At 69.6% G+C, this 2,363-nt stretch carries 4 protein-coding genes and 1 pseudogene; 3 read left to right on the top strand and 2 right to left on the bottom strand.

Features of this window, described 5'->3' with window-relative positions; genetic code table 11:
- The 3 genes and pseudogenes from FV222_RS32055 to FV222_RS23405 all read left to right on the top strand — a co-directional run.
- Positions 1-155, top strand: a pseudogene (locus tag FV222_RS32055) (ABC transporter permease); the annotation flags it as partial.
- A gap of 117 nt (positions 156-272) precedes the next feature.
- Complete coding sequence (locus FV222_RS23410) at positions 273-536, top strand: DUF4258 domain-containing protein (protein WP_147750743.1); 264 nt, start codon at positions 273-275, stop codon at positions 534-536.
- Positions 520-717, top strand: coding sequence for a DUF2283 domain-containing protein (locus FV222_RS23405; RefSeq protein ID WP_147815765.1), 198 nt, complete (start codon positions 520-522; stop codon positions 715-717). The genes FV222_RS23410 and FV222_RS23405 overlap by 17 nt, the downstream gene beginning before the upstream one ends.
- Positions 718-720: 3 nt before the next feature.
- Here the strand turns inward: FV222_RS23405 and FV222_RS23400 are convergent, their stop codons facing one another.
- Both FV222_RS23400 and FV222_RS23395 read right to left on the bottom strand, forming a co-directional pair.
- Entirely contained in the window at positions 721-1,839 is a 1,119-nt protein-coding gene (locus FV222_RS23400) for a L,D-transpeptidase (RefSeq protein WP_147815764.1), read from the bottom strand.
- Positions 1,840-1,957: 118 nt separating this feature from the next.
- Positions 1,958-2,363: extensin family protein (locus FV222_RS23395; protein ID WP_147815763.1), on the bottom strand; the 406-nt coding region annotated here is incomplete at its 5' end.

Here is a 2,363-nt window from a genome sequence, read left to right as displayed (position 1 = left end):
CGCTGGCGGGCGCCGCGACGCTCGGCACGCCGATCGTCGCCGGCCTGCAGAACCAGAACACCGTGCCGATGCTGCAGGGCGCCGCCGCCACCGCGGCCTTGGCCTTCCTGTGCGATGCGGCGATGGTCGCGGTCGCGGGCGTGTTGCGGCGGTAGCGCGCTCGGACACGCAAGGGTTCGCGTCCGTAGGAATTTTTATGATATCAAAGCAATAACGTCTCGACGGCGCCGTCGTTGACGGCGCTTGCCTGCGTCGCGGCGGGGGGAGGGCGCGTGCGGATCACTGACGCAACGCACGCCCTCGACAACTTGGCGGATCGTGCCCTGGAACGCATGTGGATCGAACGCACCGTGACGGAGCCGGAGGTCGCCGAACCGGACCCGAAACACCCCGAACGCATCCGCGCCTATCGCTCGGTCCCGGAGCGCGACGGACGGATACTCCGCGTGGTATACGTCCCCACGGAGGGCGGGGTGCGCATCACCACCGATTTCCTCGATCGCAGCCGGAGGCTCCCACGTGAAGTCGCGGTATGACGCTGAGACCGATGCGCTCTACGTCCGCTTCGCGGATGCTCCGGTGGTCGAGAGCGAGGAAGTCCGTCCCGGCCTCATCATCGATCTCGATGCGGCCGGACGGATCGTGGCGGTCGAGATCCTCGATGCGTCCGAGCACCGTTCGACCGGTGTGGAGCTCGATCACCTCTCGGCCGCCTGACCGCTAATCCTCCTTGAACGACACCTTCGCCCCGCGCGAGACGTGGGCGGCGAGGTCGCGGGCGTTCCAGTTGGTCAGGCGGATGCAGCCGTGCGACTCGGTCTTGCCGACCTTCTCGGGCTCCGGCGTGCCGTGGATGCCGTAGGAGGGGATCGCGAGGTCGATCCAGACCAGGCCGACGGGGTTGTTCGGGCCGGGGCGGATCGAGAACTTCTTGTGGGTCTTCACGCCCTTGAAGCGATACTTCGGATCGTAGGTGTAGGATGGGTCGAAGGCGACGCCCTTCACCTTGGTCTCGCCGCTCGGCGCAGGCTTCTCCTCGCTGCCGATCGAGGCGGGGTAATAGGCCAGGAGCTTGCCCGCCTTGTCGAAGGCGCGCACGTCGCGGCTGCTCTTGTCGACCTCGACGCGGTCGACCTTCGGCTCCCGCGGCAGGTCCTTGGCCTTGGGCTTGTCGAGGCCCATCGGCTGGACGCCGGCGACCAGGACCACCGTACCGGCCTTGTCCAGCGGCTTGTCCGGGTTGAGCTGGCTCAGGAGGTCGCGGCTCATGTGCAAGCGCTCGGCCAGCATTTCACGCGGGTTGGTGTAGCCCATCGACTCGAGGTCGGCCTGCGCCTCCATCTTGGGCGGGATCTTCTCGACGTAGGGGCCGGCCGCGTCCGCCTCGGTGATGGTGTAGTCGGTCACCACCGGGTCGCCGCCGGCGCCGGCGAGCTTGTCGAAGACGTCCTTGGTCAGCGTCTTCGTCGCGGGCAGGCCCTGCGCCACCGCGTAGGCCGAGAGCGCGCCTTGCAGGTTCTCGCCGTCACGCCCGTCGATCGCACCGGGGAAGAACCGCGCCCGGTCGAGCAGAACCTGCACCTTGATCGTCAGCGGATCGGGCTGGTCGTCCGCCTTCGACGCGGCGGATTTCTTGGTCTCGTCCTGGCTTGCACCCTTCTTGCCGTCTTTGAGGGGCTCGGCGAAGGTCGCGTCCCGGATCGCCTGCGCGCTCGGCGGCGCAGGCTCGTCCTTGCCCGACCCCTTGCCCGAACCCTGGGCCGCCGCGACGCCGGGGACGGCAAGGCAGGCCAGGGCGATGACCGCGAGGCTGGTCCGCGTCGTCAATCCGCACGTCATGGTCGAGGCTCCCGGAGCCGGTTCGCTCCACGGCGATCAAGCGTCGGCGACGGGTGGGCGTTCCGCGCCAAACGGCACGGCGGCATCAGGTTTTCGCGAACGGCCCCGCTGGCACAGCTCACTGGCACAGCCGGCGCCCGGCCGCCCGCTCGCGCTCGTCGAGATGGAAGTGGTTGGCGTGCGCCGCGTTGGAGCCGGGGCCGAGCACCGTGCGGAAGAACCCGCAGGCCCGCGACCGCGCCGCATCGAGGAAGCGGCCCTCGGCCGACCCGTCGGCCATCGCCCCGACGGCGATCGCCGGACGGCCGGCGAAGGTGAAGCTCATCACGTCGACGCCGTTGGCGAAGGCATGCTCGCTGAGCTTGGCCTCGACGTCGTGGTTCTGCCCGCGGCACTCGTAGGAGGTGCCGATCGCGATCCCCGCCAGCGGCTGCTTCAGCTCGCGCTCGGCCGCGACCTGGACCTCGGTCGTCCAGCGCGCCAGCGCCTCGGCGGCGGCGCAGGTCAGGGTCGCCGGCTGCGGC

The organism is Methylobacterium sp. WL103, from assembly GCF_008039885.1.
Classification (GTDB): domain Bacteria; phylum Pseudomonadota; class Alphaproteobacteria; order Rhizobiales; family Beijerinckiaceae; genus Methylobacterium; species Methylobacterium cerastii.
The sequence above is the reverse complement of the archived record's forward strand: the minus strand, read 5'-3'. Positions and strand labels throughout refer to the sequence as shown.